The 25,431-nt window shown below is 66.1% G+C and carries 21 protein-coding genes; 11 read left to right on the forward strand and 10 right to left on the reverse strand.

All coding sequences use genetic code 11. The features are described from left to right. Nucleotides 1–93 precede the first annotated feature (93 nt). The 3 genes from AC522E_RS19605 (at nucleotide 94) to AC522E_RS19615 (ending at nucleotide 5,331) form a co-directional block, all read left to right on the forward strand. Complete coding sequence (locus tag AC522E_RS19605; RefSeq protein WP_500747904.1) at nucleotides 94–1,515, forward strand: NAD-dependent succinate-semialdehyde dehydrogenase; 1,422 nt, start codon at nucleotides 94–96, stop codon at nucleotides 1,513–1,515. A 100-nt stretch (nucleotides 1,516–1,615) separates the two neighbouring features. After that, a complete protein-coding gene (locus AC522E_RS19610) occupies nucleotides 1,616–1,936 on the forward strand; it encodes a hypothetical protein (RefSeq protein ID WP_500747905.1) in 321 nt (106 codons plus the stop codon). Between the two features lie 245 nt (nucleotides 1,937–2,181). Further along, complete coding sequence (locus tag AC522E_RS19615; protein WP_500747906.1) at nucleotides 2,182–5,331, forward strand: autotransporter domain-containing protein; 3,150 nt, start codon at nucleotides 2,182–2,184, stop codon at nucleotides 5,329–5,331. 70 nt (nucleotides 5,332–5,401) lie between these two features. On the opposite strand, the gene AC522E_RS19620 is transcribed toward AC522E_RS19615, so the two are convergent. Together AC522E_RS19620 and AC522E_RS19625 are read right to left on the reverse strand one after the other, a co-directional pair. Further along, nucleotides 5,402–7,846 (reverse strand): putative bifunctional diguanylate cyclase/phosphodiesterase, encoded by a 2,445-nt coding sequence (locus AC522E_RS19620; RefSeq protein WP_500747907.1) that lies wholly within the window; start codon nucleotides 7,844–7,846, stop codon nucleotides 5,402–5,404. 19 nt (nucleotides 7,847–7,865) lie between these two features. Then, a complete protein-coding gene (locus AC522E_RS19625; RefSeq protein ID WP_500747908.1) occupies nucleotides 7,866–8,390 on the reverse strand; it encodes a putative pterin-binding protein in 525 nt (174 codons plus the stop codon). A 202-nt stretch (nucleotides 8,391–8,592) separates the two neighbouring features. Here AC522E_RS19625 and folE point away from each other — a divergent pair, with 202 nt between their 5' ends. Continuing rightward, entirely contained in the window at nucleotides 8,593–9,267 is a 675-nt protein-coding gene (gene folE, locus AC522E_RS19630; RefSeq protein ID WP_500747909.1) for a GTP cyclohydrolase I, read from the forward strand. 34 nt (nucleotides 9,268–9,301) lie between these two features. Then, nucleotides 9,302–9,805 carry a 6-pyruvoyl trahydropterin synthase family protein gene (locus AC522E_RS19635; RefSeq protein WP_500747910.1) on the forward strand — a complete coding sequence of 168 codons (504 nt, stop codon included), beginning with the start codon at nucleotides 9,302–9,304 and terminating at the stop codon, nucleotides 9,803–9,805. 63 nt (nucleotides 9,806–9,868) lie between these two features. On the opposite strand, the gene AC522E_RS19640 is transcribed toward AC522E_RS19635, so the two are convergent. Then, nucleotides 9,869–10,687, reverse strand: coding sequence for a MipA/OmpV family protein (locus AC522E_RS19640; RefSeq protein ID WP_500747911.1), 819 nt, complete (start codon nucleotides 10,685–10,687; stop codon nucleotides 9,869–9,871). Nucleotides 10,688–10,927: 240 nt separating this feature from the next. Between AC522E_RS19640 and AC522E_RS19645 the strand changes: the two genes are divergently transcribed. Continuing rightward, nucleotides 10,928–12,847, forward strand: a complete 1,920-nt coding sequence (locus AC522E_RS19645) for a heavy metal translocating P-type ATPase (RefSeq protein ID WP_500747912.1) — start codon at nucleotides 10,928–10,930, stop codon at nucleotides 12,845–12,847. Nucleotides 12,848–12,875: 28 nt separating this feature from the next. Continuing rightward, nucleotides 12,876–13,781 carry a Gfo/Idh/MocA family protein gene (locus tag AC522E_RS19650; protein WP_500747913.1) on the forward strand — a complete coding sequence of 302 codons (906 nt, stop codon included), beginning with the start codon at nucleotides 12,876–12,878 and terminating at the stop codon, nucleotides 13,779–13,781. A 2-nt stretch (nucleotides 13,782–13,783) separates the two neighbouring features. Here the strand turns inward: AC522E_RS19650 and AC522E_RS19655 are convergent, their stop codons facing one another. The 7 genes from AC522E_RS19655 to AC522E_RS19685 all read right to left on the reverse strand — a co-directional run bounded on the left by AC522E_RS19655 (nucleotide 13,784) and on the right by AC522E_RS19685 (nucleotide 21,405). Beyond that, entirely contained in the window at nucleotides 13,784–14,107 is a 324-nt protein-coding gene (locus tag AC522E_RS19655) for a hypothetical protein (RefSeq protein WP_500747914.1), read from the reverse strand. A gap of 14 nt (nucleotides 14,108–14,121) precedes the next feature. Next, nucleotides 14,122–15,678, reverse strand: a complete 1,557-nt coding sequence (locus AC522E_RS19660; protein WP_500747915.1) for a serine hydrolase — start codon at nucleotides 15,676–15,678, stop codon at nucleotides 14,122–14,124. Nucleotides 15,679–15,797: 119 nt separating this feature from the next. Continuing rightward, complete coding sequence (locus AC522E_RS19665; RefSeq protein ID WP_500747916.1) at nucleotides 15,798–16,739, reverse strand: ring-cleaving dioxygenase; 942 nt, start codon at nucleotides 16,737–16,739, stop codon at nucleotides 15,798–15,800. A gap of 122 nt (nucleotides 16,740–16,861) precedes the next feature. Then, entirely contained in the window at nucleotides 16,862–17,878 is a 1,017-nt protein-coding gene (locus AC522E_RS19670; protein ID WP_500747917.1) for a D-cysteine desulfhydrase family protein, read from the reverse strand. A gap of 42 nt (nucleotides 17,879–17,920) precedes the next feature. Then, entirely contained in the window at nucleotides 17,921–19,357 is a 1,437-nt protein-coding gene (locus AC522E_RS19675) for a M20 family metallopeptidase (RefSeq protein ID WP_500747918.1), read from the reverse strand. A gap of 133 nt (nucleotides 19,358–19,490) precedes the next feature. Further along, a complete protein-coding gene (locus tag AC522E_RS19680; RefSeq protein ID WP_500747919.1) occupies nucleotides 19,491–21,035 on the reverse strand; it encodes a helicase HerA domain-containing protein in 1,545 nt (514 codons plus the stop codon). A 151-nt stretch (nucleotides 21,036–21,186) separates the two neighbouring features. Continuing rightward, nucleotides 21,187–21,405 carry a hypothetical protein gene (locus AC522E_RS19685; RefSeq protein ID WP_500747920.1) on the reverse strand — a complete coding sequence of 73 codons (219 nt, stop codon included), beginning with the start codon at nucleotides 21,403–21,405 and terminating at the stop codon, nucleotides 21,187–21,189. Nucleotides 21,406–21,649: 244 nt separating this feature from the next. On the opposite strand from AC522E_RS19685, the gene AC522E_RS19690 reads away from it, so the two are divergent. The 4 genes from AC522E_RS19690 to AC522E_RS19705 are packed head-to-tail and all read left to right on the forward strand — an operon-like array spanning nucleotide 21,650 to nucleotide 25,426. Then, nucleotides 21,650–22,297, forward strand: a complete 648-nt coding sequence (locus AC522E_RS19690; protein ID WP_500747921.1) for a TetR/AcrR family transcriptional regulator — start codon at nucleotides 21,650–21,652, stop codon at nucleotides 22,295–22,297. After that, the gene (locus tag AC522E_RS19695; protein WP_500747922.1) at nucleotides 22,294–23,286 is read left to right on the forward strand and encodes an HlyD family secretion protein; all 993 of its coding nucleotides are present in this window, start codon (nucleotides 22,294–22,296) and stop codon (nucleotides 23,284–23,286) included. The genes AC522E_RS19690 and AC522E_RS19695 overlap by 4 nt, the downstream gene beginning before the upstream one ends. Beyond that, entirely contained in the window at nucleotides 23,283–24,245 is a 963-nt protein-coding gene (locus tag AC522E_RS19700) for an ABC transporter ATP-binding protein (protein ID WP_500747923.1), read from the forward strand. Before AC522E_RS19695 ends, AC522E_RS19700 begins: the two co-directional genes overlap by 4 nt. After that, a complete protein-coding gene (locus AC522E_RS19705; protein ID WP_500747924.1) occupies nucleotides 24,242–25,426 on the forward strand; it encodes an ABC transporter permease in 1,185 nt (394 codons plus the stop codon). The genes AC522E_RS19700 and AC522E_RS19705 overlap by 4 nt, the downstream gene beginning before the upstream one ends. Nucleotides 25,427–25,431: the final 5 nt, after the last annotated feature.

Raw genomic sequence — 25,431 nt, forward strand, 5'->3', positions numbered from 1 at the left:
AGCGAGGAACCGAGCCTCGGCCGCAGGCTTATCGGAGACAGTATTGCGGCTCCTTCGCCCCTGAACGGAGCCGCCTCCTGAAAGGAGGCCGCAATGGCCGAAAGCTCGCTGTCCGACCATCGCAATCCCGTCTCTGCCGAAAAGCCCCGTTTCGAGACCGTCAATCCTGCAACAGGAAACTCTGGGCGCAGCTACGACGGGCACTCGATCCCGGAGGCCCTGGCCATTGCCAGGGATGTCCACAACGCCTTTCAGGCATGGCGGCGCGTATCCTTCTCCGAGCGCGCTCGCCTCATGAAGGAAGCCGCCCGCGTGCTCCGCAGCCGCCAGGTGGAATTCGCCGAGACGATGACCGCGGAGATGGGCAAACTGCTTGCCGATGGGCAGGCGGAAGTCGAGAAGTGCGCATTCAACTGCGATTACTTCGCCGACAATGCGGAAGCGTTCCTGAGCCGGCGGCCGGTTGCCCTCGATGGACACAAGGCATTCGTCACCTTCAATCCGATCGGGACCGTCCTCGCCGTCATGCCCTGGAACTTCCCGTTCTGGCAGGTTTTCCGTTTCGCCGCGCCGACCCTGATGGCGGGCAACACGGCGGTGCTGAAACATGCCAGCAATGTTCCCGGATGCGCCCTCGCCATCGAGAGCGTTTTCCGCGAGGCCGGGTTCCCAGACGATATTTTCCGCTCGCTCCTGATCCCGAGCGCATACGTGAAATTCCTCATCGACGACCCGAGCATCGCTGCGGTCACCCTCACCGGCAGCGTGGCAGCGGGCCGGCATGTGGCAGCGGCTGCGGGGGAGGCCCTGAAGAAGACCGTGCTCGAACTGGGCGGGTCGGATGCCTATCTCGTGCTCGAGGACGCGGATATCGCACAGGCGGCCAAGGTCTGCGCCACCGCCCGCATGGTCAACGGCGGGCAGAGCTGCATCGCCGGCAAACGCTTCATTGTCGTGCCGCCGGTCCGGGAGGCGTTCGAGCGCGCCCTCACGGCGGAGATGGAGCGCTACGCCATGGGCGACCCGCGCAGCACGGAGACGAAACTCGGTCCCCTGGAAAGCGTGAAGGCGCGTGACCAGATTCACGATCAGGTCCGCCGCAGCCTGGCCCGCGGCGCGCGCCTGCTGACCGGAGGCACTGTCCCGCACCGCCCCGGCGCCTGGTATCCGCCGACGGTGCTGACCGATGTGCGCCCTGGCATGCCTGCTTATGACGAGGAACTCTTCGGACCTGTCGCTGCCATCATCGAGGCGGTGGACGAGAGCGACGCGATCCGCATCGCCAACGATTCCCGTTTCGGCCTGGGATCCGGTGTCATCACGAGGGATCTCGCCCGTGGCGAGCGGATCGCGGCGGAGGCGCTGGAATCCGGCATGAGCTTCGTAAATGGCAATGTGCGATCCGACCCGCGCATGCCGTTCGGAGGCGTCAAGGAGAGCGGCCACGGGCGCGAATGCTCCGATTTCGGAATCCATGAATTCGTCAACATCAAGAGTGTCGCGGTCTTCCCCTGAAGCCGGCCTTGAGCTCTGGAAGTCCGGGCGACCGGCATTCGCCAGTGGAACCCTGCCCGAGCGACGGGCGTTGCCGGGGATCTGTCCATGAGGATTGCCGATGCGTCAGTTCGCTCTTGCCATGATCTCCCTGACCGCCCTCGCCCTGACTCCGACACTGGCCCGGGCGCAGGCTGCCACCGCGGCCGGCGCCGGAACCGGCGCCCTCGCGGGTGCGGTCGTCGGGGGCCCCATCGGCGCGGCCGTCGGGGGCGTGATCGGCGGCGTCGTGGGAGCCTCGGCAGAGCGCCCGCGCCACCGCGTAATCCGCGTCCACAGGCGGGCGGCCGCCAAGCACCGGCGCGCTCCACGCCAGATCGCCGACCAGCCCGGGCGGCAAAAGCCACGTGGGGAAAGTCGCGTGTTCCGGCCGCTCGGCTGAGGTTCGAATTGTTACAGCCTTCGCAGTTGCGCCAGAGTAACACGCGGTGAAAAGCGCAAGTTCCGCAAAGGAATGCCGCTAGACCTGCAGGCCTAAATTCTTAGTCTGCCCCCTCAAATCACGACGTCTTTCAAAAGACGCGTTGGAATTTCTTTGGGGGCATTATGACAGCATCTTCCTTCGGGCCTCGCGTTCGCGCGGGTGCACGCGTTTCTCTTCGTGCGCGCCTTCTTGCCGCGAGCCTGTTGGCCGGTACAGCGTCGCTCGGCCTCTGCGCGGGCACCTCGAATGCCTTCGCGGAAGACGCTTCGGTTGCCCGCCTGCCGCTCTTCCTGGAGGAGCCATTCGGCATTCGGGCCTACTCGGCGCCGGCATGGAACCTGTGGGGACTGTCCTCCATACGCGCCAATGCGGCGGGTCCGTCCTCCTCCCCCACCTTTTTCGAGACGGACGAATATCATCGGTCCTGGTTCCTGGGAAAAATCAACGCCGCCGAGGCCTATGCACAGGGGTTCACCGGCAAGGGCGTCCTCGTCGGAGTGATCGATACGGGCCTCGACATCCATCATCCGGAATTTGCCGGACGGATTTCGCCCCTGTTGCGGTCCTTCGCAGCCAATGAACCGCCCGGCTTCATGTCGGATCTCGAAGAAAACGGCCAGATCGCTGGTCACGGCACCCATGTCGCCGGCATCATCGGCGCCGCGCGCAACGGCGTGGGAACCCAGGGCGTCGCCTACAATGCCACGATCCTGCCCCTGCGGGCCGTTGAAGTCGCGACCGAACGCGAGCAGGACGACCCGACCCTTTCCGCCCTGTATTATGCGGCTGCGAACGGAGCCAAGGTCATCAACGGAAGCTATGGCCCCAATCCGCTTCCGCCGCGCTGGATCCGGGATCCCGCATCACCCGGCAATTACGTCGTCAACCCCACCCACCAAGTGATGGCGGACAAGCTCCTCATCGGACCGTCCCTCCAGGCGGAGCACGACGCCGTCAAGGCCGCGGCCGATGCCGATATCGTCCTCATCTTCTCGGCTGGAAACTCGTATCAGGACCAGCCTATCGCCGCGTCGAGTCCCGATGGGATTGGCTTCTTTCCATATATCCGTCCCGGCAATACCCAGGCGGGGGCCTACAGGTTCGTCACGGATGGGGACGATCCGAACGATCCTTCGACCTATGTCTACGCGGATCCCGCCGACCCCCACTATGCCAATCTCGACTTCTCCGATCTGCAGGGCACGCTGATCGCCGTCGTCGCGACGGACCGCAACAACCAGATCTCGAGCTACAGCAACCGCTGCGGCGTGACCTTCCTCTGGTGTCTTGCCGCCCCTGGCGGGGATCATGCTCTCCCCGGGCAGAGCAAAGAGTACTATGAGATCCTCTCGACCTATCCCTACAGCACCTATGCGCCCATGGTCGGCACGTCGATGGCGGCGCCCGTCGCCGCCGGTGCCGCCGCCGTACTGCGGGAGGCATTCCCCTACATGACGGCGCGTCAGATCATCGAGGTGATGCTGACCACGACGGATAATATCGGTCCGAAAGAGATCTATGGTCGCGGCCTCCTGAATCTGGGACGCGCCGTGAAAGGCCCTAAGCAATTCGGAGCTGAGGGCTTCGCGCCGGTCTTCGACGTGAACACCAGGGGTTACGACTCGGTGTGGTCGAACGATATCGTCGGCGCGGGCGGACTCATCAAGCGCGGCTCCGGCAATCTCGTCCTCACGGGCGCCAACAGCTATGCGGGCGGCACCGACGTGCTCGGCGGCATTCTCACCCTGACGGGCTCCGTCTCGTCGTCCATGACGGTCGGCGCCGCCGGAACGCTGCGTGGAACCGGCGTCATCCAGGCTCCGCTCACCCTCGCAGGCACCCTGGAGCCGGGCGGCTCTGCAGGCGGCACATTCGGTACCCTGACCATCACGGGCAACGCCACCCTGCTGTCGAGCTCGACTTACCGGGTCGACGCCAACGACCGGGGAGCCCATGACCGGCTTGTGGTCGGCGGAACGACGAATCTCGCCGGTGGAACTCTGGACGTGGAGTTGGTGGACGGTCTGGCACCTGTCGGCATGCCAATCGAAATCGTCAGCTCGGCAGGCGGTGCGACCGGTGTCTTCGGCACCCTGCGCACCAACAGCGTCTCTGCCTTCCTCGACCCCAGACTGCGCTATTCCGGGAACAGCGTGACGGTCAGCTTCGAGCGCAACGGCGTGCCCTTCGCCAACGCGGAGACTTCGCTCGACGGCAAGGACGTGGCGGCGGCCATCGAAGCTCTCGGCCAGGGAAGCCTGCTCGACGATGCGATCATGCGGCTCGATGCGGCTTCGGCCGACCAGGCATTCGATGCGTTGTCGGGTGAGGCGCATGCGGGTGCGGTGACGGCGGCCTACGGCGATGCCCGCCTGGTCGAGACCGCCCTGCTCGCCCGCCTGCGCCAGCCCCTGATCGGCTCGTCCGTGCCGCTCTTGGCCCAGGGCCCCTATCCTGCCGCCTTTGCCGCCGACCGGCCCGGGACAGCGCCGCAGCCCGTGGCCCTGGCCCCGGTCGAGCCGCGCTATGCCCTGTGGGGCGAAGGCTTCGGCGCCTGGGGCCGCCGCCGCTCGGACGGCAATGCCGCCAGCCTCGCCACCGCCACCGGCGGCTTCCTGCTCGGCGCCGATGCGCTCGTCTCCGACGGCCTGCGCCTCGGCCTCGCCGGCGGCTTCACCCGCACCCGCTTCGACGTCGATGCCCGGCTCTCCTCCGGCACCAGCGAGAGCGTGGTCGGCGCCCTCTACGGCACAGGCTCGTGGGGCGACCTGAATCTGCGGCTCGGCGCGGCCTATGCCCGCCACGACATCGCCACCCGGCGCAGCATCGCCTTTCCCGGCTTTGCCGATGCCGTGAGCGCCGCCTATGACGGCTCGACCCTGCAGGCGTTTGGCGAGATCGGCTACCGGATCGGCCTCGGAGCGGCCGCCCTCGAGCCGTTCGCCGGCGCATCCGTGCTGCGGCTCGACACCGACCGCTTCCAGGAGACCGGCGGCGCGGCGGCGCTCACCGGCTTTGGCCAGCGCTTCGATCTCGCCACCACCACGGTGGGGCTGCGCGGCGCGGCCCAGATCGGCGACCAGGGGCCGCTGACCCTGCGCGGCCTGCTCGGCTGGCGCCATGCCTATGGCGATGTCGCGCCGGCGGCGCTCCTGGCCTTTGCCGGCGGCACCAGCCCGTTTGCGGTCGCCGGCGTGCCGCTCGACCGCGATGCCCTCGTCGCCGAGGCCGGGCTCGCCTGGCAGGCCGCCGACCGGCTCAGCCTCGGCCTCAGCTACAGCGGCCAGATCGGCCGCCGCGCCCAGGACCACACCCTCAAGGCAAACCTCCTCTGGACCTTCAATACCCACTGAGACAGATCGGCGCTCGCGCTCGCTTGCCCATCCGACAGGATCGTCTCCGGCGTCTCTGGCGAGCGTCGCCCTAGCCGGCAGCCCGGGCGAGGCTGCCGGCGTCGAGTGTATGGACCAGGTCCCGGGCCGGCTTGGGACGCCCGAAATAGTAGCCCTGAACTTCTGAGCATCCGGCAGCGCGCAGCTGGACGAGTTGATCCTCAGTCTCCACCCCCTCGGCTACTGTGCTCATGCCGAGGCTGGCGCCGAGTCCCGCGATCGACTGCACGATGGCCAGGCAGTCCGCCCGGGAGGAGAGGCCCTGAACGAACGACTGGTCAATCTTGATCTTGTCGAAGGGGAAGCTGCGCAGATAGCTCAGGGAGGAATAGCCGGTCCCGAAATCGTCCATGGCGATGTGAACCCCGAGCTTGCGGAGCTGATGCAGGGTGGCGACCGTCGTATCGTTGTCCTGCAGGAGCACCGACTCGGTGATCTCGAGTTCGAGACGGCTGGGGCAGAGGCCGGAGGCCTGCAGCGCCTCCTTCACACTTTGCACGAGGTGCCTGTTCCGGAACTGCACGGGCGACAGGTTGACGGCGACGGTCATGGGAGCCGGCCAGGTCGAGGCTTCGCGGCAAGCCTCGCGGACAACCCATTCTCCCAGCGGCGAAATCAGGCCGATATCCTCCGCGACGGGGATGAACTCTCCCGGAGAGACGATGCCGCGTTCCGGATGGCGCCACCGCAGCAGCGCCTCATAACCGGTGATCTCCATTTTCCGGATATCGACCTGCGGCTGGTAGAAGAGTTCGAACTCTTCATTGGCCAGAGCCTTGCGAAGGTCGACCTCGAGAACCCGCCGCGCCTGCAGCTGGGCGTCCATTTCAGGCTCGAAGAAGCGGAACGTGCCACGCCCGACGGACTTGGCGCGGTAGAGGGCGAGGTCCGCATGCTTGAGAAGCTGATCGGGCGATGGGTTTCCCTCGGATGCCAGGGCGATCCCGACGCTGGTGCCGATGACGATCTCCTGTCCGTGGATATCGTAGGGCGCACCGAGGGATTCGACGATCCGCATCGCGAGCACGGCGCAATCGTGCGGCTCCCGCACGGACATCTGCAGGACCGCGAACTCATCGCCGCCGAGACGGGCGACGACGTCACCGTCATGCACGCAGTCCTGGAGGCGATGGGCCACAACCTTCAGGAGCGCATCGCCGGTTTCGTGCCCGAGGGAATCGTTCACGTCCTTGAAACGGTCGAGATCGAGGCAGAGCACGGCGATGCCGGTCTCGTGCCGATGGGTCTGGGCCAGCGCCCGCTCCATCTGTTCCCGGAACAGAACCCGGTTGGCGAGATCGGTCAGGGCATCGTGGTGGGCCATGTAGGCGATCTGGCTCTCCGCCTGCCGACGCTCTGTGATATCCTCGTAAGTCGCGACCCAGCCGCCGTCGCTCATGGGCTGATGCGACACGGCGATGGTCCGGCCGCCCGGCTGGCCCTGAATGAAGGTGGCGCTGCGCCGGCTCTGGATCAGCTCCTGCTGCTCCGCGCAGATCTGCCGCAGGGCCGCTGCGCCTTCCCGGCCCCGGGCATCCGCATAGCCGATCAACTGGTTGAGCGTCGCGCCGGGCTGGACCGAGCTCTCCAGCTCGAAGAGGTGCGCGAAACGCGCATTGAACACGATGATATGGCCCTTGCTGTCCACCATGCAGAGGCCGTGCGACATGTTGTTGAGCGCGGCGTTGAACCGCTCGTTCTGCGTCCGCAGCTCGATCTCCTGGATCTGCAGAACGCCGTTCTGGTGCTGAAGCTCCGCGTAGGCATTGCCGAGGGCCTTGTTGGCCTTCTTCAGCTCCTCCGAGGTCAGCTGCAAGTTCTCTGCCAGGAAGCGCAGATCGTGATGGGCCCGGGTCAGCAGCCGGTTGTGCCATCCGAGGAGGCCGAGCAGAATGAAGCCGCAGACGATGAGGCCCGCCGCCAGGCTGGAAAACAGCCAGTGCAGGCGAATCAGCTCATGCTGATCCTCGGTCACGCGCTGGGCGCCATAATGATTCGCCGCCGAGGCCAGCGCCGTGATCTTCGTCTCGAGGGGCTGAAGAAGGATCAGGGCCTTGTGGGCATTGCCCGGCTGGTCGAGCTGCTGGATCAGCGGCTGCGTTGCAGTCAGCGCCTCGCGCAGCTGCGTGACGGTGGCTTGGCGCTCGGGGTCCCTCTTGACGAAATCCTCGAACTCGCCGTCGTTGAGAAGCTTGGCGCGGCTGACCAGGATATCGTAGCGCAGCTCGACCTCGGCCTTGTCGACCTCCCCGTCGGGGGCGCTGAAGGCGCTCAGTCGCTGCTCCAGGCGGGTGAACTCGGAGACCGCCTGGCTGGCGAGCCAGGACGTGTTGTACCGGGAGACCTGCTTGAGCGCTTCCTGTCGCTCGACGACCAGGCTCGAGATATAGGCCGCCGACAGGAGAAAGCAGCCGATCACGATGGCGAGGACCGCCTTGAGGATCCGCAGCGACAACGACGGTCCGTCGAAGCTCATCAGCGCGCCGCCTCCGTCGCTACTTCACGATGATTTTGGCAACTTGCCACACGGCGCGGCCGTAATAGGTCTGGCTCTTCAGCTCCGGCATGCTGTCGAACGGATAGATCACGAAGAGCGGCCCTTTGTCCTTCACCGGCATGTATTCGCCGTTGCGCTTGAGAGCGAGGATGACGTTATACTTCGCGAAATCTGCTACCGGGATCTCGCTGCTGTAATCGTTGAGCGCAACGACGACTGCCCGTTCACCGGAGGCCCCGACCAGCTTCATCAGCTTGTCGAGGGAGACGCCCTCGAACTTCACCGGGCCGGTATACCACGGCGTCGTGGTCTCCACGGTGAGAAGGCCGAGGGATTCGAGCATGGGCCGATCGAACTGGGCCTCTCCATTCTTGTTGGTGGTGCCGATCTTGCCCGCGATCGTCAGGATCGGCTTTTCGGTCGGGACGGGAAGCGGATCGGCCATTGCCAGGCTGGCGACGGCCATGCCCATGAGACCCATGAGCGCCCCAATGATAACCTGTTTCGTCTTGGCGACTGACATTTTTTTCTCCGTTCCCGGCCCAAGGCCGGATACGCAACCCGTTAATTCGGCATAAAACTGAAATGAAGCTTCGATACTAATTTTGATAGCAACAAAAAGAGGTTATAGCTAGCTCTGAGTGCTGCAGGTCAACTACGTAATATTTCATGCTACGTTAAGACATCAGGTGGCATCTTAAAGAATTGGAAACTATAGGCAAATCATGAACTTTCACACGCGGGAGACAAAGCCGGCGCAGCTTTGCAACGAGGCCTTGAGCCAGCCTCTCGACGAGGCCGAGCGGGCCGCCATGATTGCAGCCGCGGCCATGAAGATCGAAGAACTGTTCGACATCCTCCGCATCGATCACCAGAACGATCACAACACCCGCGAGACTCCGATGCGGGTCGCGAAGATGTATGTCGAAGAGATTCTGGAAGGACGCTACACGGCTCCGCCCCGGATCACCGAGTTCGACAATGCGCAGGCCTACGACCAGATGATCGTCACAGGCCCGATCGAGGTACGGTCCATGTGCGCGCATCATCTCATGCCCATCTATGGACACGCCTATATCGGGATCCTGCCGGCGGCCGACGGAAAAATCATCGGGTTGTCGAAGTACGACCGGATCGTGGAGCATTTCGCGTCACGGCTCCAGATCCAGGAGGAGATGGTCAAGCAGATCGGCCAGTACATTCTGGACATGACGAAGCCCCGCGGCCTCGCCGTGCGCGTCAGCGCGGTGCATATGTGCAAGACGCAGCGCGGCGTCCGGGCATCGCGGCGCAGCCGCATGGTCAACACCTATTACTGGGGCGCCCTGTCGGCGGATGGGCAGTTGAAGCGCGAATTCATCGACGAATGCACAACCCTCGACCGCCAGCACGCCGACTAGGCCATCTCGAACAGAAAACCCGGAGATCAGCCCCATGAACGTATCCGTCGCGATGACCAGACTGGATTCCGGCGCCGAAGCCGTCGCCCGCGAAATCTACCGGTCCACGAAGAGCTACGACCATAATGAGGGCCTGTCCTGCTGCTTCCGGCAGTGGCGCGCCACCCATTCCCATTGCCGGCTGATCCACGGTTACGCCCTGGCCTTCCGGTTCGTGTTCGCAACCTACGAACTCGACGAGCGCCATTGGTGTCTCGATTTCGGCGGGCTGAAGCCGGTAAAGGAGTGGCTGAAGCACATGTTCGACCACACCATGCTGGTCGCCGAGGACGATCCCGAACTGGCCCGGTTCGAAACCCTCCACCGCGACGGCCTGGTCGACCTGCGCATCCTTCCCGCTGTCGGCTGCGAGGCCACGGCCAAGCACGTCTTCGACTACGTCGCCGCCTTCGCGCACAAGGAGACCGGTGGCCGGGTGTGGCTCGAAAGCGTCGAGGTCAAGGAGCACAGCGGGAACTCCGCCATCTATTCCCGCTGAGGCTCAGCCGGCTTCAGGCGCTCCGGCGAGCGGGCCAACCCGACCCGCTCGACGCACGTCCGATCACTGGCCCGTGCTGAAGGAATACGCCGCCGTAAGGCCGAAACCGAACTGGTTCTCCGAGCCGAAGCGCTTCACGATCGGGCTGTCGGCCGCGTCGCCCACCAAGCGCTTGTAGGTGACATAGGCCGTGGTCGACCATTGCTCCGACCACCGATAGGTGACGCCCGTGGTCGCGCCGACCGAGGTGATGCCGCCGGATGGCTTATAGGGCGTCACCTGGCCGTTGAGAGCCGCCTCCAGCGGCGTCACGCCGAAATAGGTCTTGGTGAAATCGTTGTCGCCGAGGGCGAGGCGCGGGCCGACCGAGAAGGTCAGGGCGCCATAGGTCTGCACGAAATCGAGACCGAAATCGGCGACGAAGCCGTGGTGCCCGTTGATGCCATGCCGGAGCTCGGCGCGGGCGCGCAGGAACTGGAGCGGCCAATATTCCACGAAGACGCCGGGCTCGACGGCCCAGTCGATCTTATCCAGACCGAACAGGCGGCGATCGTCCTTCAGATAGCGCCCGCCCTGGAAGCGTCCCACGACACCGACACGGACCGCCGATTCCTCGAGGACGGAGAAGCTGAGACCGTCGTCCGGGGCGCTGAAGAGCTCAGGCGTCCCCGCGCGGCGGAAGCTCAGGGACGGAAAGCCGATCACACTGAAATCATCCGCGCCCGGATAGGACGGGCCGACCTTGAGGTTGCCCTTCAGCGTCACGATCCAGCCGGCTGGCACGAAAGGCGCCGGCGAAAAGAGATCCGCGGCCTGGGCAGGAGCCACGACGGAACTGGCGACGAGCAGGGAGGCAAGGACGGCGGACTTCGACAAATGCATGAGACTTCCTAGGCTTCGGGTGCCGTCCTGACCTCAGACCGGGTCAGGATCAAGCATCGTTGGGGCAGCATTACCATAGGGGAGCAAGGTAATCGACCGTGCAGGCGCGCGAACGGACGCGGTCCGGCAATTCCCGGGTCCGTGTGTCTGTGAGGAAACAGGTCTACACTGCCATTTCTTTATGTCGACTTTTTCCACGAAGAAAATCTGGTAAGAAAATTATCACAAAGGTTCCTGTCCGTGGCGGCTGACGATCCAATTTCCCGTTCCGGTCCGGCGGGCGCGTTTCTGGTGACGATCTGGCACCGTTCGCGACCGGTCCTGGTTGCCATACCGGCAGCCGGCCTCCTTCTCGGGGCCGCGGCCTATGCAGCCGGACTCATGGAATGGCCCGCACGGATCTGGGCACTCGCGACGGCTCCGATCCTTGCAGCCCTCCTCGCCGAAATCGTCGGCAGCCTGCGCCGCGGCGATGTCGGCCTCGATATCGTCGCTGCCCTCTCCATGACCGGAGCCCTCGTGCTGGGCGAAACCCTTGCAGCCGTCGTGGTCGCGCTGATGTATGCAGGAGGGCAGTACCTCGAGAGCTTTGCGGAGCGGCGCGCAACGCGGGACATGACCGCGCTTCTTTCGCGGGTGCCCCGCACCGCGATGCGCTACACGAATGGCAGCCTCGGCGAAGTCCCTCTCGCGCTCGTCAAGCCCGGGGACCGGCTGCTGGTGCGCAGGGGCGAAATCGTCCCGGTGGACGGCACTCTCGTCAACGGCGTCGCCGTTCTCGACCAATCGGCCCTCACAGGCGAATCGGTTCCGGTGCAGTTGCAACCGGGCGAGGCGGCGATGAGCGGCTCCGCGAATGCAGGAGATGCCTTCGATCTCACCGCCACCCACCGGGCGGATGAGAGCACCTATGCGGGCATCGTTCGCCTCGTCGCGGCCGCCCAGCGCTCGAAGGCGCCCATGGCCCGCCTCGCCGACCGCTTCGCCCTTGTGTTTCTGGCCATCACCGTCCTTCTGGCAGGCGGCGCCTGGATCTGGACCGGGGACCCGGTGCGCGGGCTGGCCGTCCTGGTCGTGGCGACACCCTGCCCGCTGATCCTGGCTGTACCGGTTGCCATCATTGCGGGCGTATCCCGGGCGGCCAAGGCCGGCATCCTGGTAAAGGGGGGCAAGGCACTGGAAGTGATGGCCCGGACCCGCAGCCTCGTCCTCGACAAGACCGGAACCCTCACCCATGGCGAAGCCCATCTGACCAGGATCGAGCCCGCCGGCGCGATGCCGCCCTCACAGCTCCTGGCGCTGGCGGCGTCCCTCGACCAGGCGTCGAGCCACGTAATCGCCCAGGCGCTCGTGCGCGAGGCGCGGAGCCATGGCCTCTCGCTCTCCGTTCCGACAGCCGTCGCCGAGACCCCGGGGGACGGGCTCCAGGGCATGGTGGATGGCCATTCCGTCGTCGTCGGCGGCCTTCGGTTCGTGGCGAGGCATTCCTCAGATGGAGGGGCGGCCCTGCATGGCAGCGGACACGAGGCCGGCTCGGTTCGCGTCGGCGTCGCGGTCGATGGGTGCTTTGCAGGCAGTCTCACCCTGGCAGACTCGTTGCGTTCCGGCACGGCCAGGCTGCTCGACGACCTGCGGGCGCTCGGCGTCGCACGGATCGTTCTGGCGACCGGAGACCGGCGGGCGGTTGCGGAAGCCGTGACCGCTGGGCTGCATCTGGACGCGATCCATGCAGAACTCAGTCCCGACAAGAAGATCGCCGTGGTCGCGGCGGAGAGGCCGCGTGGCCCCGTGATGATGGTCGGCGACGGCGTCAACGATGCGCCGGCGCTGGCTGCGGCCGATCTCGGCGTTGCCATGGGCGCGAAGGGAGCCGCTGCCTCGGCGGAAGCGGCGGATGTGGTTCTGCTGGTGGACCGGCTCGACCGCATCGCATCCGGCATCCGCATCGCCCGCCGCTCCCGCGCGATTGCCCTGCAGAGCGTGTATGCGGGCATCGGCCTGTCCCTCCTGGGGATGGTCGCCGCCGCGTTCGGCTATCTCGAACCGATCGAGGGCGCCGTTCTCCAGGAGGGAATCGATGTGGCCGTGATCCTGAACGCGTTGAGGGCGCTGCGCGGCCCGACGGAATCCCAGTCCACTTCGCCGGAAAATGCTTTATAGCCTCGCGGCGAGAGCGAGGGCGGGTGGAATGACATACGGCATCGGCGTGATCGGTCTCGGCACCATGGGCCGACGACTGATCGACAGCTTCAAGGCGAACCCGGATTTCAGAATTGTCGCCGGATACGATCCGGCTCCCGTCGAATCCGATGTGACGCGGGCAGCCAGCGTCGAGGAACTCGTCAGCAACCCTGCCATCGCCGCAGTCTATATCGCCTCGCCGCCCGCGACCCACGAGGCGCTCGTAGCGGCGGCAGCCCGGGCGGGAAAGGCGGTGCTCTGCGAGAAGCCGCTGACCGTTTCGCCGGAATCGGCGAACGCCTGCATCGAAGCGGTCGAGCGTGCCGGCATCGCGGCCGCCGTCAACTTCCCGTTCGCGACGGCGCCCGCCGCCGTCCGGCTTCAGGAGATCGTATCGAGCGGCGCACTCGGCGACACGCTTTCCGCTCATCTGACGGTGCGATTCAGGTCATGGCCCCGCGGATGGCAACATGGCGCGGCCGGGTGGCTCGCCGGCCCGGAACAGGGCGGCTTTACCCGCGAGGTCGTCTCCCATGTGGTCTTCCTGGCATTGCGCCTCTTCGGACCGGCGCGGTTGGTGGAGCATCGCGTGGAGCGCGGCTCTGACGGCACCGAGACGCGCATCCGCGCCATGGTGGAATTTCCTGCCTGCGTGATGACCATCGACGGTGCGGTGGAGGGGGATCTCGAGGATTTCAACCGCCTCGAGGTGGCAGGGCCGAAAGGCAAGGCTGTCATGAGCGAGTGGTACCGCCTGCAGTTTCGAGACGAGGAGATCGCCCCCGCGCGGGCGGACTCCCATCAGATCATCGAGTTCGGCAAGCTCCTCGCCGGGCGGCAGAACCGCCTCGCGACCTTCCGCGAAGCGGCGGCGGTCGTCCATATCATCGAGGGGATCCTCGCAGGGCCCTGATCTCACCAGCCGCGCTGGCGCTTGATCATGTCCTTCTGCATCTGCTTCTGGGCGCGCCAGTAATCCTTCTCCGCCTCTTTCTGCATCCTGTAGTAATCCCGGATGCGCTCCTTGCGGCTCGTTGAATTGCGATACTGGTCCCAGTCGTAGTGACGGTCGTGGACATAGTCGTCGTCGTCCGCGAAGAGGTCGAGGATTCCCATCTGCGCCGGGGTCGCCGCAGGTTCGAGCCTCGGCGCGACGGGCAGGGCGAAAGCGCTTGCTGCGGGGAAACCCGTGATGACCGAGACGGCCACCGCGAGCATGACATGTTTCATCGGCCTCATGGCGTTTGTCCCCCTCATGGCTGCCGTCCGAAGACCTGCGGCAGGGTCGGGGAGGTCCAGCGCATCCGCTTGATGGCTCCCTTCTCGTCGCGCTCGAAACGCACTTGCGTCAGAACCTCGTCACCCCCCATGGCGACCACGGGCGCATAGGGCCCCACCGGATCGAGTCGCGCATCGAAGACGTCTTCGCTGCGCGGCTCCAGCGTCAGCATCGCCTCCGTATCCTCGAGTTTGAGGCGCAGTGCAGGTCCGGCGACGCTGGCGGTCACGTCGCCCAGGATGGACGATGTGTATGTTCCCGCGAAGACCGAGAGGTCCTGTGGCGCAGGAGCCTTGGCGGGACGCGCCGCCGTCTCCCGCTCCTCCGCTTCCTTCGTCCGGGCCGCCTCGAGGGCGAGGGCCACGTTGTCGACGGTGGGATTGCCCAGGAGACGGTCATACATCCAATGCGCGATGGCGTCGGGAAAGCCGCTGTTCTGGGCATTGGTCAGCACGACGATGCCGACATTGCGGTCGGGAAGAAACCCGACATGGGCGCCGAAGCCCGCGGTGCCGCCGTTGTGCCAGATGATGCGCCCGTTCGGCGTTGCGCTGACGATCCACCCGAGGGCATAGGATAGCCGCTCGTTGAGCGCGACGCGTGGGGTCCAGGTCACGTCGAGGTTCTTCTCCGAGACGATCACGTGTTCTTCGAACTGCCCGCGACCGAGTTGCAGGCGCAGCCACTGCGCCATGTCCGGAATGTTGGAATTGAGATCGCCGGCGGGTCCGAGCGCATAGGGAAAGGACGGATGGAACGGAACGGCGACCGGGCCTACCGCCGTCTGCCGATGACCCGTCGCGTGATCGGGAGCATTCGCGATGGCCTCGGCCGTGGCCGTGGTCGCCTTCATGCCGAGAGGGGCGAGGATCGCCCGTTTCACCACGTCGGGCCAGGATGCCAGGCCTGCCTTTTTCGCCAGGATCTGTCCGCCGACGAGATGAGGGATGTTGGTATAGGTGAAATCGGACCGGAATGTCAGGGTCAGCGGTGCGTCCCGCAGGGAGCGGACGAGCGTTGCCGGATCGTAGCCGAGAGCCGTCAGCGCATCGTTCACATAGGGCGTCAGCCCGCTGCGCTGGGCGGTCAGATCGAGAACGCGGAAATCGTGCTCGACCCATGGGTTGCTGAGCTGGAATTCCGGCACCAGATCGGCAACGCGGTCGCTCCACTCGATGTGCCCGGAATCAACCGCCTGGGCCAAGGCGGTACTCAGGAACGCCTTGGTGGTGGAACCGATCTGGAACAGCGTGGCCGGGCCGACGGGATCGGGCTTTGTCAGCTCCTTCACGCCGAAGCCCCTGGCATAGATCAGCTTGTCGTCATGGACGATGCCGATCGCGACGCCTGGGACGCGAAAGCTCTTCATCCCCGCCTGGAGATAGGTTTCGAATTCAGGGAGCAGTCCGTCGATGCGCTTGCGGAGGGCCTGGGCATCGGGAGCCTGCGCGTCCGCAGGCATCGCGGTGCCGCCGACCACCATCGCCGTCGCCGCGAAAGCGACGGCGCGAACGCATCCAAGAAACGACATTTCGACAGCCCCCAGTGGCCCGCCATTCGGCGGGATGGCGTCGATGGTGCCAGACTTGGACCACGCATTCAATTGGGAACGCCGTCACGAATGCTTCGGCAAGTCCTCTACCGGGGCCCTTACAAGGGCTTCAGGCCTGCTTCGATCTGTGCCCGGCGCGGTTCCAGGAAGGGAGGCAGGGAGAGGCGTTCGCCGAGATGCTCCATGGGCTCGTCCGTTGCGAATCCGGGGCCGTCTGTGGCGATCTCGAACAGAATGCCGTTCGGTTCGCGGAAGTAGAGGCTCCGGAAATAGTACCGGTCGACCGGGCCGCTGGAAGGCGCACGCATCGCCTGCAGGCGCTCTGCCGCATCCTGATAGGTTTCGTTATCCGGCGTGCGGAATGCCACGTGGTGCACCCCTCCCGCGCCCGGTTGCGCCGCAGGCAGATGCGGTTCGACAGCCACGTGCAGTTCGGCCGCCGGTCCGCCCTCGCCCATCTCGAACACGTGCACGGGATTGTCGTCCCGGCGATATTCCCGTGCCGCGCGCATGTCCATGCCCGCGGTCAGGACTAATGCCGTCCTCTCGATGGCCGGGACGCTGATGGTGATGGGGCCGAGGCCGCGGATCTGATGCTCCGGCGGCACGGGGCTGCGCGTCCAGGGATGGGATGCATCCCCCTGACCACCGTCGTCCACGAGGCCGAGGCGCTGGCCCTCGAAATCCTCGAAATCGAGCCACAGCCGCCCGTCGCGCTCGACGATGCCGCCATGGGCGATGCGATGCGCATCGAGGCGGTCCTTCCACCATTGCAGGGTCTTCTCGCCGGTCACGCGCAGGGCCGTGTGCACGATGCTGTGAGTGCCGCGCCGCTCGCGCTCAACGGGCCAGTCGAAGAAGGTGATGTCCGATCCGGGCGAGGCCTGGCCGTCGCCGTAGAACAGGTGGTAGGCGCTGACGTCGTCCTGGTTGACCGTCTTCTTCACGAGCCGCATACCCAGGGCCTGCGTGTAGAAGTCATGGTTGCCCTTCGCATTGGCGGTCACGGCGGTCAGGTGATGAATTCCCGTGAGTTTCATGTTGCTCTCCATCCGTCGGTTGATCCGAAGATAGGATTGCTGGAACGCAAACACGATACCAAGATGAACAAAATGAATTTGCAAATGTGCAAGTTCAGGAGGGATTGCCCCATTTCCTCCGATCAACCCTGATGGCTCTCTCCAAGGTCCCTCCCGAAGACGTCGTCATAGGCAAAGAGCGCGATACTGCCGCCCGTATGCCAGAAAAGAACCCTGTCACCCGGGCCGAGTCGCCGCTCGCGAATATGGCTGATCAGACCGGCCATCGCCTTGCCCGTATAGACCGGATCAAGCAGCAATCCCTCCGTCCGGGCAGTGAGGCCGACCGCTTCCGTCATGGCCTCCGTCGGCAGGCCGTAGCCGGGACCGACGAAGCGGTCGTCGACCAGGATCTCGGGCCGGCGGCCGATCTTCAAGGATATCGCGGTCTTGTCGACGAGCTCCGTCACCCGCTGCATGGCCGCCTCGCGGGCGCGGCTGACGCTGATTCCGAGCACCGGCACCATGGCATCCGCCAAGCCGAGCGCGAGGCCCGCATGGGTGCCGCCGCTCCCCGTCGTCACGACCACATGGTCGAACGAGACACCGAGCGCCCGCGCCTGCCCGAGGACCTCGGCGGCGGCATCCACATAGGCCCTCGCGCCGACGGCGTTCGATCCGCCCACGGGAATGACATAGGGGCGCCCGCCCTCCGTGATGCAGGCGGCGGCGATCTCCGCCATGACCGCATCTGTGTCGGCATCCCCATCGAAGAAGCGGATCTCGGCGCCGAACAGGCGGTCGAGAAGCAGGTTCGCGCCGCTGTGATAGGCGGGGCTGCGGCCCGGGACGGAATCGGTGAGCGCGAGGATGCAGCGCAGCCCCAACCGGGCCGCCGCGGCAGCGGTCTGCCGCGCGTGATTGGACTGAATGCCGCCGGCAGTCACGATCGTGTCGGCTCCGAGGCTTAGGGCCTCGGCCATCAGGTATTCGAGCTTGCGGGCCTTGTTGCCGCCACCCGCAAGGCCGGTGCAGTCGTCCCGCTTCACCCAGATCTCGGGCCCTCCCAAGGCGCGCGTCAGAGCAGGAAGCGGCTCGAGCGGCGTCGGCAGGGTGGCGAGCGAGACCTTTTGCGAGGCGGAGAGACGGGCATCGTTCATGGGGGAACCCTCCTTCACTTCATGTGCTGGCGGGACGAGCCGTCACGCGGCCTTGGCGCGAAGGTCGTCCGGCGTCACGTCATCCGGGATCGGGCAGGCATAGGGCCGGCCTCCGGTGCGCTCCTTCAGCTCGGCCTTCGCGCGGGCGATGAGGTCCGGGTTGCGCAAGGCATCGGCGGCGGTGGCCGCCATCGCCTTGGCGGCGAGCACCATGCCCTTGTGGGCCGCCGGCAGGTTGCCCTGCGCCACGAGCTGCCAGGTGTGGAACGGAGTGCCGATGGCAAAGCATGCCGTGTGGCACTGCACCGTCGGCACGATCCAGCTCACGTCGCCGACATCGGTGGTGCCCATCATGCATTCCTCCCGCACCGGCATGGCGAGCACGCCGTCGTGAAGGATCTTGGTCTTCAGCGAGAGGTCGTGCGGCTTCACGCTCGCCAGCACGTCCTCCTCCGTCAGCGCCGCTTTCCGCAGCTTTTCGGCGAACGCGAAATCCGCGTCGTCGAAGGGGGGCGGGCCGAGACGGCGCATGTTCTCGTACATGGCCTCCTGCAAGGCCTTGTTGGGCAGGACGTTGGAGGTGGCGTCGGTGATCTGCACGCTGACGGTCGTTTCGGTCATGAGCGCCGCGCCTTCCGCGATCTTCTTCACGCGCTCGAACAGGCGTTCCGCATCGGGGAGATGCGGCGAGCGCACGAGATAAAGCGATTCCGCATAGGCCTGCACCACGTTCGGCGCATTGCCGCCGGTATTCGTGACGGCATAGTGCACCCGCGCGTCGGAGGGCATGTGCTCGCGCATGTAGTTCACGCCGACATTCATCAGTTCCACCGCGTCCAGGGCGCTGCGCCCCACATGAGGAGCGACGGCGGCATGCGAGGCGCGGCCCTTGAAACGGAAGTAGGCCTGGATGCAGGCGAGCGAAGACGCGGTCTGGACCTCGTTGACGACGCTCGGGTGCCAGCAGAACGCGGCGTCGAGATCGTCGAAAAGGCCGGCCCGCGCCATGAAGGTCTTGCCCGAGCCGCTTTCCTCCGCCGGGCAGCCGTAATAGCGCACGGTGCCGGCGATGCCCTGGCCTTCGAGCGCATCCTTCAAGGCGGTGGCGGCGAGCGCGGAAGCCGAGCCAAGCAAGTTGTGGCCGCAGCCGTGACCGGGTGTGCCCGCCTGTGTCGGCTTGTGGGCGGTAACGCCGGATGCCTGCGCGAGATCCGGCAGCGCATCGTACTCGCCGAGGATGCCGACGACGGGACCGCCGCCTCCCCATTCGGCAACGAAGGCCGTCGCCATGCCGCCCACATTCGGCGTGATGCGGAATCCTTCACGCTCCAGCATCGCGATCTGCTCCGCCACCGAGCGGTGCTCCTCGAAGGCGAGCTCCGGCATGGCCCAGATGCGGTCGCTCGATTCGCAGAAGGCTCTTGCCTTCGCATCCACTCGGCGGGCGATTTCATCGAGGCTCAGGCGGTCGTTGTGCATGGGTTGAATTCCGCTGGATCGTATCGGGTGCTGCGTTTTCTATCCTTCGAGCAGCCGAAGTGAAAGCGGCATGGCCTGCACCTTATGGTCCGTCCCTGCCCTGGAAGAGGGTCCGGCATGAGACGCGTACCCTCTACCCGACCGCGAACAGATCCTGTCCGTTCGCCGCTACCGGCGGCTCCTCGAAAGCATTCGGATCGCCCGGTCCCGTCTCCCACCCCAGATCGGGCAGCGCGATGATGCGCAGGCCGCGCGGGTCGTTGCGGGTGACGACGATGTTGCGGTTTTCCATATAGGCGACGAGGCGGCGGGCGCGGCCCGGCGAGCGGCTGCCGCAGGCCCGCGCGATCTCGCCATCCGGCGGACAGGGCGCGCCCTCCAGGGCGGCGCGGGCAAGGAGCAGGTAGACGCCCTGGATGTCTTCCGCGAGGTCGGCCGCGAAGGCCACCGCGCGATCCCATTCCGAACCCTGGGCGGTCTGCGTGCTCACGCCGGCGCGGGCGACGGCAAGGCGGCGGCGGAAGGCCGGGAGGTTCAGGGGTTCTCCGCCGACGCGCCGGATGCGGCAGCGAACGAGGAAATCCTGATACAGCACGGCCACCGTGCGGAAGGCCGCCTCCGGATCCTCGAGAATCTCGCGCAGGATGGCATCGAGGGCCGCATCGCGCGCCGCCTTCGATTCCGCCGTCGGCTCCGGGTCAGGCTCGGACGTGGCGGCCGGGCGGGTGCGGGCGAGCTGCGCCAGAAGGTCGTTGGTCGCCGGGGGCGGGGGTGGCGGCGGACGGCGCGGCACCACTGGGCGGGCGGCAAGCTCGTCCTCGCTCGCCTTGAAGATCAGGTCGCGGGCATCCTCCACCGGTTTTTCCGGCAGGGGCAGGAGCTTGAAGTTGCCGCTCCTTGCCGCGGTCTCGACGGCACCGATGCGGATCGGCACCGGGCGGCGCGACAGGGCCGGGCCGAGGGCGACGAAATGGCCGCGTTCGAGATCGCGGAACATCTCGGCCTGGCGGCGCTCCATGCCGAGCAGGTCGGCGGCGCGCGCCATGTCGATGTCCAGGAAGGTCCGCCCCATAAGGAAGTTGGAGGCTTCGGCGGCAACGTTCTTCGCGAGCTTCGCGAGCCGCTGGGTCGCGATGATTCCGGCAAGCCCGCGCTTGCGGCCGCGGCACATCAGGTTGGTCATGGCGCCGAGCGAGACCTTGCGTGCCTCGTCCGAGACTTCCCCAGCGGCAGCGGGCGCAAAGAGCTGCGCCTCGTCGACCACCACGAGCATCGGATACCAGAAGTCACGGTCCGCATCGAAGATCCCGCCCAGGAAGGCGGCGGCGCAGCGCATCTGCGCCTCGGCATCGAGCCCTTCCAGGCTGAGAACCACGGAGACCCGGTGCTGGCGCACCCGCGCGGCGATGCGCTGGATATCGCCCTCGCTGCGGGCGGCATCCACCACCACGTGGCCGAACTTCTCCGCGAGGGTGACGAAATCTCCCTCCGGGTCGATGACGGCCTGCTGCACCATCGGCGCGCTCTGCTCGAGCAGCCGTCGCAGGAGATGGGACTTGCCGGAGCCGGAATTGCCCTGCACCAGCAGGCGCGTCGCCAGGAGCTCCTCCAGATCGAGCATCGCCGCCGTCCCGCCGGGGGACGAAGATACCTGCCCCATATCGATGCCGACCTTCATGCGCCTCCCTCGAGCGGTGCTTCAAACCGATGCCGTCCTAGCACGTCATATCCCCCCAAAGTGTCAAGGAAGGCCAAACACTCCACAACCTTGGCCCGCTATCCCCAGGCATGAGGCCGCAGATATCCCAAATCCGCCGCGAAGAGGGGCTTCAGTCGGGTGCCGACGCTCCCGGATGCGACACTGGAGGAGCGATGCCATCGATCTTCTGCGCCAGCCGGATCACATGCGACGGAGTGCCCTCCTGGCCGGGCGGGTCTTCTTTCGGGACCCCGGCAGCCGGCACCCGCCCGATCCTCGATGAACCGGGCAGCGAGACGGGCCCGCCTCCGGCGGCGGCCGCACGGGCCGAAGCATTGTTCGAAACCATCGGAATCGGCCTCGTTCTCCTGATCGTCTTGTCTGCTTTGTGGATTCTGATTCGGGGACGGCTGTAGGAGCCTCCGGGCCACGCCGGGGCCGCTCGGACGTCTTGGCCCGCCCCGCGCAGCTTGGCCGCTTCGCCCCGCCCAGGTCCCGGAACCTGCGAGTCACAGAGCTCGCGGCCGATTGGACTTTTCCGTCCCGAATGTTATGGTGACTGACCAGTCAGTCATAACACGAGGCGCCGACTCATGGCCACGAAGCAGCGCGCTCCCCGGCGGACACCGGCCCGGAAGAAGGAGGATCGCGAGGCCAAACTCCAGGCGATCCTCGACGCCGCGCTGGATGTCTTCCTGAAAAAGGGGTTCACGGAGGCCCGGCTCGAGGACGTCGCGGCGAAGGCGGGCGTCGCCAAGGGGACGATTTATCTCTACGTGCCCTCGAAGCAGGCCTTGCTGGAGGCCCTGATCCATTCCGGAATCGGAGGCCCCATCGGCGCCATCGAGGAGCGGATCCTTGCCGTCGATGCGCCCGCCGAGGACAAGCTGAGGGCCCTGTTCGCCTTTCTGAGGAAGGAGATCCTCGGTACCCGCCGCATCGACATCGTGCGGTTGATCCTGTCGGAAGCCGGGCGCTTTCCCCAGCTCGCCGAGATCTATCACCGGGAGGTGATCAGCCGGGGCATGCGACTGTTGAGGGGAATTGCCGAACAGGGCATCGCAACGGGGGAATTTCAATCGGATGCGCTCGTCAGGTTCCCGCAGCTCGCCGTCGCGCCGGGCCTGCTTGCCCTTCTGTGGACGACCTTTTTCCAGAAGATCGATCCTCTCGACGTGGAGACGATGCTCGAAACGCATCTCGGCCTGATGATGAGGGCCCTGAAAGGACCGCAGCCATGACCCGCGCCCGGCTCCTCGCAGCGGTCGCGGTTATCATCCTGGCGGGCGCTGGCGCAGCCTTCTGGTTCTACGGCGGGAGAAGCGGGGACGCCGATCGTTTCCAGGGCTACGTGGAAGGCTATCTGGTGTTCATGGCGCCGGAGGAAGGCGGCCGGATCGAGAATCTGGCGGTCGATTACGGCGATCGGGTCACGGCAGGCCAGCCGCTCTTCGAACTGGAGTCGTCCATGCAGATCGCCCAGCGCAACGAGGCCGAGGCACGATGGCAGCAGGCGAAGGCGCAGCTCGCCAACCTGCAGGCGTCTCTCCAGCGCCCCGAGGAAATCGCCGTGCTCCGGGCGCAGGAGGAGCGCGCCAAGGCGCAGCTCGAACTCTCCCAGGCCGAGTTGGACAGACAGCAGGCATTGTACACCCGGGGAATCGCCGCCAAGGCCCAGTTCGATCAGGCGAGGACGGCGTTCGAGCGCGACAAGGCCGGCCTGCAGGAAGTCCAACGGCAGATCCAGGCGGGGCAGATCGTGGCCCGCTCCGCGGAAATCCAGGCCGCGGAGGCCGCGGCACAGGCTGCGGAAGCCACCCTGCACCAGGCGGAGACCCGGCTTGCCAAGCGCAAGGTCAGCGCCCCCACCGACGCCCAGGTGCAGGACGTCTATTTCCGGTCGGGAGAAACGGTGAATCCCGGGCAGCCGGTCCTTGCGCTCCTCCCGCCTGCCAACCGCCGCATCCGCTTCTATGTGCCCGAAGAGCGGTTGAGTGCCTTCGCCCTTGGAAGAACTGTCGGCGTCACCTGCGACGGCTGCCCTCCGGACCTGAGGGCGAAGATCAGTTTCATGTCGGGGCAGGCCGAATACACGCCGCCGGTCATCTTCAGCGAGCAGGAACGCGCCAAGCTCGTGTTCCGCATCGAGGCACAGCCCTTGAACGGCACGAGCCTGCCCATCGGCCTGCCGGTGAGCGTCACGCTTCCCGAGCCGGAGTCGCCATCGTGAGCGCGGGAACGACAGGTCATGCCACGCGGCCCGCGGCGTCCGACATCGTTATCGACGTGGAGGGCCTGACCAAGTCCTTCGGCGGGCGCCCGGTGGTGCGGAACCTGTCCATGCAGGTGGAGCGCGGCCTGATCTACGGCTTTCTCGGCCCGAACGGCAGCGGCAAGACCACGACGCTTCGCATGCTCTGTGGCCTGCTCACGCCGGATAGCGGGCATGGAACCTGCCTCGGATACGACATCCTCACCCAGTCCGACGAGATCAAGCGTCATGTCGGCTACATGACACAGCGGTTCTCGCTATATGCGGATCTTTCCATCCGCGAGAACCTTGAGTTCGTGGCGCGTGTCTACAATCTCGCCGACCCGCGCGCGGCCGCCGACGGGGCGATCCGCAGGCTCGGCCTCGAGAACCGCGCCGGGCAGCTCGCCGGCGAATTGTCCGGGGGGTGGAAACAGCGTCTCGCACTCGGTGCCTGCATCCTGCCGAACCCGCAGCTCCTCCTTCTCGACGAGCCCACGGCGGGCGTCGATCCGAAGGCACGGCGGGACTTCTGGGATGAGATCCATACCCTTGCCCACCACGGCATGACGGTGCTCGTTTCGACCCACTACATGGACGAAGCCGAGCGCTGTCATGAGATCGCCTATATCGCCTATGGTGAATTGCTGGCGCAGGGCACGGTCGACCAGGTGATCGCCAACGCGCATCTCGCCACCTACATCGTCACCGGGCCGGATCTCGCCGATCTGGCGGAACGACTGAAGACCCGCGAGGGCGTCGACATGGTCGCCCCGTTCGGCACGGCGCTTCACGTGAGCGGGCGAGACCGGGACAGGCTCGATGCCGCGACGAAGGATTTCCGCGAACGGGGGCCGCAGGCCTGGGCGCCGGGCGAGGCCACCCTCGAGGACGTGTTCATCGACCTGATGGGCCATACCACGGACAACTTCGCATGAGCACCGGAGCGGGCGCCGATCGATCTGGAGCCGGCCGTCGGACCCGGGGCCTTCGCGCCGCGCTCGGCCGCATCTACGCGGCCTTCATCAAGGAATTGCTGCAGCTGCGGCGGGACCGCATCACCTTCGCGACCATGATCTTCATTCCCCTCACGCAGCTGCTTCTCTTCGGCTATGCCATCAACACCGACCCCAAGCATCTGCCGACCGCGGTGCTGATCCAGGACGAGAGTCCCTTCTCCCGCTCCTTCATCGCGGCGATGCGCGTCAGCAGCTATTTCGACATCCGCGCCAGTGCCGCGAGCGAGGCGGAGCTCGATCATCTGATCCTGTCGGGAAAGGTGCAGTTCGGCGTGCAGATTCCGGCCCATTTCGGACGCGACCTGATCCGCGGCGAGCGTCCCGCCCTCCTGGTGATCGCCGATGCGAGCGACCCGGTCGCCTCGGGCGGCGCCGTATCCGCGCTGCAGGGCCTGACGGCGACGGTGTTTTCCCACGATCTGGTCGGGCCCGTGGCCTCGCGCGCAGCGCAGCCCCCGCCTTTCGAACTGCGCATCCATCGCCGCTACAACCCCGCCGGCGAAACGCGGCTCAACATCGTGCCCGGCCTCATGGGCACGATCCTGACGCTCACGATGCTGATCTTCACCGCCCTGTCGGTGACCCGCGAGGTCGAGCGCGGCACGATGGAGAGCCTGCTCGCGATGCCGATCAGGCCCGTTGAGATCATGCTCGGCAAGATCGCGCCCTACCTAGTCGTCGGCGGATTGCAGGCGGGCCTGATCCTTGGCGCCGCGCGGCTGCTGTTCGATGTGCCGGTGGTCGGCAGCCTCTGGCTTCTCATCGCCCTGACGCTGCTCTTCATCCTCGCCAACCTGTCGGTCGGATACACCTTCTCCACCATCGCCAAGAGCCAGCTCCAGGCGATGCAGATGTCGTTCTTCTTCTTCCTGCCGAACATCCTGCTGTCGGGCTTCATGTTTCCCTTCCGCGGCATGCCGGGATGGGCGCAGGTGGTCGGCGAGATCCTGCCCCTGACCCACTACCTGCGCATCGTGCGCGGCATCATGCTGAAGGGCGCCGCCTTCGTAGACCTGCAGGTCGACGTGCTGGCGCTCGGGCTGTTTACGCTCGCCGCCATGGGCCTGGCGGTGGCGAGGTTCCGGCAGACGCTCGACTGATCAGC

The organism is Microvirga sp. BF8, assembly GCF_059888585.1.